The organism is Holdemania sp. 1001095H_141210_F2 (assembly GCF_015558105.1).
In the GTDB taxonomy this organism is placed as follows: domain Bacteria; phylum Bacillota_I; class Bacilli_A; order Erysipelotrichales; family Erysipelotrichaceae; genus Holdemania.
The window spans coordinates 1-5,580 of sequence record NZ_JADNPO010000053.1 but is presented as its reverse complement, the minus strand read 5'-3'; the positions used below and the strand labels follow the sequence as shown (position 1 = coordinate 5,580).

The following is a 5,580-nucleotide window of genomic DNA, read 5'->3' as shown; positions in this document are numbered from 1 at the left end:
CTGCGTCTTTCTTGTTTCGGTTTTTCTCTCACCAACACTATTTTTGAAAGAGCCACTTTTTCGACTTCCGCGTCTTCCTCGAAGCTGTCCAGTTCGTCCAGCTCGTCGATATTGTCGTCCTCCAGGACGATCGCACTGGTATCAAAGTGCGTTTCGTTATACGTATGCCGTGACCGCAGATCCCACTTGTTGTTGCCCAGGGACGTAAAACGGTTGTCCAGCATCATCGACGTGTAGAACGAGGCGATTTTCCGTTCAGCCACATTTTCGGAATAACCCATGATTTGAGAAACCTCATCCCACAGCTTGTTGAAGGTGACGCTGTTTTTCTTTTTGCTTAACAGTTGATAAGCAACATCAGTCATTGAACGATTTGACACTTTGAAACAGTCCTTTCTTACATTTTTTCCGGTGCGCTGACGCCGATCAAGGTCAGTGCGTTGCGCAGAGTTATTTCAGAAGCCTTCACCAACGCCAGACGTTGGGCGCTTAATTCCAGGTTCGTCCGATCCAGAACTTTGCAATCGGCATAGAACGTGTGGAACAGCTGCGCCAAACGGGTGATATAATTGCACATTTTGTGCGGCTGGCGGGTTTTGGCGGCATCCGCGACCGTGGATGCGAACTCGTTGATGTGCTTAAGCAGATCGAGTTCCTTTTCGTGCGTGATCAGTTCGTAATGATCCGCAAGCGCGATGTCCGCTCCCGAACGCAGAATCGAACACATCCGCGCGTGAGCGTATTGAGCATAGTAGACCGGGTTTTCGTTGGTCTGCTTCTTCGCCATGTCGATATCGAAATCCATGTGCGTATCCGCAGCCCGGGAAACGAAGAAGTACCGGACGGCATCGACGCCCGCTTCCTCCACCAGATCTTTTAAAGCAACGGCTTTGCCGGTCCGCTTGGACATCTTAAACTCTTCGCCGTCTTTCACCATCCGGGCCATCTGGATGATGTCCACTTCCAGATCGTCTTTATTTTTGCCCAGCGACTGCACCGCCGCCTTCAGCCGGGCAATGTAGCCATGATGATCGGCACCGAAGAAATCGATCAGCTTATCATAGCCACGGTCAAACTTGTCGACATGGTACGCGATATCCGGCGTCAGATACGTATAGCTGCCGTCGCTCTTGACGAGCACGCGGTCCTTATCGTCGCCGAAATCGGTTGTGCGCAGCCACAGAGCGCCTTCGCTTTCATACGTCATGCCCTGAGCTTTCAGCGTGTTCAGCGCTTTGTCCACCATACCGCGGTCATAAATGCTCTGTTCACTGGTCCAGACGTCAAACTCAACGCCGAAGGCCGCCAGATCGGCTTTCAGCTTCGCCAGCTCGGCCTGCAGTCCGTATTGGCGGAAAAAGGAATAAGTTTCTGCTTTATCCTTATGCGCCAGCTCTTCGCCGTATTCCTGTTTGAGATCCTGCGCGATTTTAATCAGGTCCGGGCCGTGGTAACCGTCTTCCGGCACCTCCGCCTCCATCCCGCACGCCTGCAGATAACGTGCCTGCAGCGACAGCGCCATGTTGCGGATCTGATTGCCCGCGTCATTCACATAGTATTCACGCGTCACGTCATAGCCCGCAAATTTCATCAGCCGCGTGACGGAATCGCCCATCGCCGCGCCCCGGGCATGGCCCGGATGCAGATCACCGGTCGGATTGGCCGAAACATATTCGACGTCCACCTTCAGTCCCTGGCCCGCGTCGGAACGTCCGTAGTTTTCATTTTCCTGCAGCACGACGCCGATCACCGACGCCAGACTTGCGCTCTCCATAAAGAAATTGATGAAGCCCGGACCCGCGATTTCACATTTGGCAATCGAGCCCTGCTTCAGATCCAGATGATCGATCAGCTGCTGCGCGATCATCCGCGGATTCTGCCGCAGCTGCTTTGTCAGCCGCATCGCCGCATTCGTCGAGTAATCGCCGTGGATCTTTTCCTTCGGGATTTCGATGACGACGTCGCCGCTCTCCCAATCCAGATCAAAAGCCTGTTTCACCGCGTTTATGATGCAGGTTTTGAGGTTTGTTTCAATTTGATTCACGCTTCTGCCTCCTTAAAAAACCATTCGATCTGGAAGCGGTCGGACGGCTGTCCCGCTTCGCCGATTTCATACGCGACGCGCCAACAGTCCTCCGTTTGTTCCAGAAGGGTCGTAAGATTGCCGATTTCAAAAACACCGAACTCCGTTTGAATACGGGATACGGACCGTTGATGAAGCACCAGAAACATCGTGGATACGGCTTCACCCTTGCGTTGGATCGTTATGCTTTGACTTTGTATTTCAACCCGGACCGGACAGCCCGAAGGTTCTTCGGTGTAGAAAAGCTGATTCCCGCCGACGACCTCGCAGGCACATTCGCACAGGCATTCCGCCCGGCCAGTGTTCAGATCTGTTCGTACGACTCGAACTTGTTTAGGTTTTGAAATCATGTTTCTTTTTCCTTTATTCCCTATGATTATAACGGTTGTTGAATAGTTGTCAATAGTCAATTTCAATAAGTTTAAAATTCTTTCTACGGGCCACAATAAACCTGCGAGGTGATGGACGATGAAAAAACTGATCACAGCCGGATGCGTCCTGACGTTATGCGGATTACTGGCACTTTTGGGCTTCTACGGCTACGCTTATTTATCGTATGTCCCGCTGCTGGGACAGGACAGCCGGATCCGTCTTTATAATAACCAGGGCGGTTTAATTTATGAATCGACCTACCAGAAAAACAGCGAATGGATAAATTTGGAGGACGTCCCGCAGACGATGATCGACGCGGTGATCTCGATTGAGGACCGGCGTTTTTATCACCATTACGGGTTGGATCCGATCCGAATCGCCAAAGCGGTGCTGGTCAACGCTGAAAACGGCGATATCGTGGAAGGTGGTTCGACGATCACCCAGCAGCTGGCGCGCAACCTGTTTCTGACGCTCGATCAAACCTGGTCGCGAAAGTTTCAGGAAGCGGTGTATGCCGCGAAGCTGGAGATGCATTTCTCCAAGGATCAGATTCTCGAAACCTATCTGAACACCATCTATTACGGGCATGGCGTCTACGGCATCCAGAAGGCCGCCGCGTTTTTCTTCGGCAAAGAGCTGGACGACTGCACCTTAGGCGAAATGGCGATGCTGGCGGGAATTCCCAACGGGCCTTCCTTATTCTCCCCTTTTATTTCGATGGACAACGCCCGTTCACGGCAGGCCGTCGTCTTGCAGGCGATGGTTGACAACGACAAGCTTTCCCAAAGCGAAGCCGACAGCGCAAAAGCGCAGCCGGTGCTGCTGGCGGACTTTTCCACCCAGAAAATCATGGGCTCCAGCGGGTATTATAAGGACGCCGTGCTGACGCAGCTGAAAGAGATGGGCTTCCTCGATCAGGAAACGCTGGAAAAGGGGCTGAACGTCTATACCTATCTGGATCCGCAGATGCAGACGATTTTACAGGACGCCGTCGACGATCACATGCCCGATACCGATCAACAGATCGCCGGATTAATTCTGGAGCCGTTTACCTTCAACGTTCTGGCGATGGTCGGCGGCCGGGACTACACGACCTCCCAATACAACCGCGCGCTATATTCCACCCGGCAGGTCGGCTCGACGATCAAGCCGCTGCTTTACTACATCGCCCTGCAGCAGGGGTTGTCTCCCTCCTCGACCTTTCTTTCCACCGCGACCCAGTTTCAGATCTCCCAAAGTGTGTTTTATGCCCCGACCAATTACCGCAATGTCTATCCGGAAAAGGAAATCTCGATGATCAATGCGATCGGCGTGTCGGATAATATCTACGCCGTGAAAACGCATTTGTTTCTGGGCATGGATCTGTTGGCGGACGGTCTGGCCGCCTTCGGCATCGAATCTGAGGAAGCCACGGCCGCGATGGCTTTGGGCGCGACGCATTTCCCGCTGATCGACCTGGCGAAGATTTACAACACGTTCGCTTCCGAGGGATTGGTGGACGAGCCGTCGATGATCCGGTTAGTCACCGATAACGCCGGCAACATCCTCTACCAACGCCAGGAAAATCCAAAACAGCTGCTGCACCGCGATGAAACGCTGATGCTTTCCCAGCTGCTGCGGGCGCCGTTCGATATCAAAAATCTGCAGGTGATGACGCCTTCCCTGTTGGGCTACGAGCCCTATACAACGACGGCCGCAAAGTCCGGATCCAGCGACTGGGACAGCCTGATCGCCGGGTATAATCCGCAGATGACCGTCGTGCTGTGGAGCGGTTATGATGAAAATGAGAAACTGGAAACCAACGAGGAACGGCGGGTGCCGAAACAGATCTGGAAGCAGATCTTCAACACCGTTTATCCCCAGGATTCCCCCGGCCCCTGGTACACGCTCAGCCCCGCGCTGGAGGAACGGCGCGTGGATCCGATCAGCGGACAGTCCAGCTCTGCCGGTTCGCTCTACTGGTTCCGCCGCACTGATCCGTAAGCGGAACGCCGTCTTTCCTGGACGGGTTATTTCTGAAATGATTGTTAACGAAAAAAAGGAAGGCGATTTCTGGAACCTTCCGTTTTTCTGCAACATAGTCTGGGGCAGGAGGAATTGCGATGATCCGAGGGCTATGTACCGGCCTGGCCGGCATTCTGACACTTTTTGGACTTTGGGCAGCGATGAACTGGCCCGCGCTGTTGTGGGCGAATCACAGCGCAGGCATGGCATGTTTAACCTGTCAGATGACGCTGCTCGCCTTTCTGTTATACCGGCATGAATAAACGGCGGCGGCATGGAATCCACTCGACTTCCGGGTCCGGCCGCAAGACCTTTCCCCACTGTGTCAGCTGCTTTGCCAGCTGATCGCGCAGGTATTCGTAATCCGCGCAATATGCGCTAGGGAGTTGGGCGCTGATCCAGGCTTCCTCGCCGATCCAGACAAATCGCAGGCCGCCGGCGTCGATCGGAGTCCCGGCCTTGTTCGCCAGCTGATTCCAATGATGAATCTGGGCGATGGCTTCCCCACGCCGGGCGACTTCGGCTTGCTTATAAGTCAGAATCCGGGCTTCGAGCCGATGGATCTGAAGCTGGGGATCGATCTGACACCGCAGCACGCCCACGCCCGTTCTTTCCTCATCCTTCTCCCATTCAATCCGGCATGCGCCCTCCCTGCATCGGCCGGACTTTTTCCTTTTTCCAACAGGATTGCCTTCCTGAAAAAAGCCGCCGTCAGAGACAGCCAGCCCTGAAAGTGATCCGCAAGGAACCCCGATCCAGCCGCTGTGAAAGCCCCACAGCCACATCAGGCGATGATGAAAACGAAGGCTCAGCCGCAGTGCATCGGGATTTTCATCGAGAATGCCGCCCACGATCAGCTGTTTTTCAACCTTGCTGATAACGCCGACGACGTCCAGATTTCCCTCTTTTACCTGAAAGCACCGGCGAAATGAAGCGGGAAACGTTGGATCCAGAAAACGGGGATCGTTCACCCGCCGCTGCCCGGCCTCGCTCCGGTATTCTTTTTCCGTCAACCATTTCCACCGCATTGAAAACTCCCCCTTTTTTCACATCTGTCAATTAAATCAGACTTTCCCTGACAGCCCTGTAAGTCCGGAATTTTTCTGGAAACAGGGCTTTTC

At 53.8% G+C, this 5,580-nt stretch carries 6 protein-coding genes; 2 read left to right on the top strand and 4 right to left on the bottom strand.

The genetic code is table 11. From position 1 onward, the window contains the following. The 3 genes from rpoE to I2G61_RS16150 all read right to left on the bottom strand — a co-directional run. On the bottom strand, positions 1–365 hold a 365-nt coding region (rpoE, locus tag I2G61_RS16160), incomplete at its 3' end, for a DNA-directed RNA polymerase subunit delta (RefSeq protein WP_229100792.1). 32 nt (positions 366–397) lie between these two features. Next, a complete protein-coding gene (gene argS, locus I2G61_RS16155) occupies positions 398–2,044 on the bottom strand; it encodes an arginine--tRNA ligase (protein WP_072683144.1) in 1,647 nt (548 codons plus the stop codon). Then, the gene (locus I2G61_RS16150) at positions 2,041–2,433 is read right to left on the bottom strand and encodes a DUF1934 domain-containing protein (RefSeq protein ID WP_072683143.1); all 393 of its coding nucleotides are present in this window, start codon (positions 2,431–2,433) and stop codon (positions 2,041–2,043) included. The genes argS and I2G61_RS16150 overlap by 4 nt, the downstream gene beginning before the upstream one ends. A 118-nt stretch (positions 2,434–2,551) precedes the next feature. Between I2G61_RS16150 and I2G61_RS16145 the strand changes: the two genes are divergently transcribed. Together I2G61_RS16145 and I2G61_RS16140 are read left to right on the top strand one after the other, a co-directional pair. After that, positions 2,552–4,438, top strand: a complete 1,887-nt coding sequence (locus I2G61_RS16145) for a transglycosylase domain-containing protein (protein WP_072683142.1) — start codon at positions 2,552–2,554, stop codon at positions 4,436–4,438. A gap of 119 nt (positions 4,439–4,557) precedes the next feature. After that, positions 4,558–4,722 carry a hypothetical protein gene (locus I2G61_RS16140; protein ID WP_195395694.1) on the top strand — a complete coding sequence of 55 codons (165 nt, stop codon included), beginning with the start codon at positions 4,558–4,560 and terminating at the stop codon, positions 4,720–4,722. On the opposite strand, the gene I2G61_RS16135 is transcribed toward I2G61_RS16140, so the two are convergent. Then, on the bottom strand, positions 4,705–5,487 hold the full coding sequence (locus tag I2G61_RS16135) for a hypothetical protein (protein ID WP_195395695.1): 783 nt from the start codon (positions 5,485–5,487) through the stop codon (positions 4,705–4,707). The two genes, I2G61_RS16140 and I2G61_RS16135, sit on opposite strands and share 18 nt — an antisense overlap. Between the last annotated feature and the right edge of the window lie 93 nt (positions 5,488–5,580).